At 75.7% G+C, this 750-nt stretch carries 1 protein-coding gene; it reads left to right on the top strand.

Features of this window, described 5'->3' with window-relative positions; genetic code table 11:
• The coding region (locus D8M29_RS12700; RefSeq protein ID WP_148111635.1) for a glucosamine-6-phosphate deaminase at positions 1 to 646 on the top strand (646 nt) is incomplete at its 5' end.
• Positions 647 to 750: the final 104 nt, after the last annotated feature.

Genomic DNA, 750 nt, shown 5'->3' with positions numbered 1-750 from the left:
CGCCCGCCGGGTCCGGGACGGGGAGCTGTCCCTGCGCTCCTGCCGCGCGTTCCTGCTGGACGAGTACGTCGGCCTGCCCGCGGGACACCCCGAGTCCTACCGCACCGTGATCGAGCGGGAGTTCGTCGTGCGCACGGACATCGCCCCGGAGGCCGTGCACGGTCCGGACGGCGGGGCGGCGGACGTCCCGGGCGCCTGCGCCGCCTACGAGGAGGCGCTGCGCGAGGCCGGCGGCGTGGACGTGCAGCTGCTCGGCGTGGGCACGGACGGGCACATCGCGTTCAACGAGCCCGGCTCCTCCCTCGCCTCCCGCACGCGCATCAAGGTGCTCGCCGAGCAGACCCGGCGGGACAACGCCCGCTTCTTCGACGGCGACCTCGACCAGGTCCCGACCCACTGCCTCACCCAGGGCGTGGGCACGATCCTCGACGCCCGACACCTGGTCCTGCTGGCCCGGGGCGAGGGCAAGGCCGAGGCGGTGCGGCAGCTCGTGGAGGGCCCCGTGAGCGCGCGCTGGCCGGTCACGGCCCTGCAGCTGCACCCGCATGTGACCGTCCTCGTGGACGAGGCCGCCGCCGGGCGACTCGAGCTCGCGGGGGAGTACCGCCACATGTGGGAGGCCAAGCCGTCCTGGCAGGGCCTCTGAGCGCCCCTCGTCCATCGACCCGCCCACCCCGGAAGGTGCATCCGTGCCCGCCTCGGTCCCTCACCGGCCGCGCGCCGAGCAGGCGCCGCAGGCCGCCGCGTCCA

The sequence above is a fragment of the Micrococcus sp. HSID17227 genome, assembly GCF_003989405.1.
GTDB classification, from domain to species: Bacteria; Actinomycetota; Actinomycetes; order Actinomycetales; family Micrococcaceae; genus Micrococcus; species Micrococcus luteus.
This window is presented reverse-complemented; position numbering and strand designations above follow the sequence as displayed.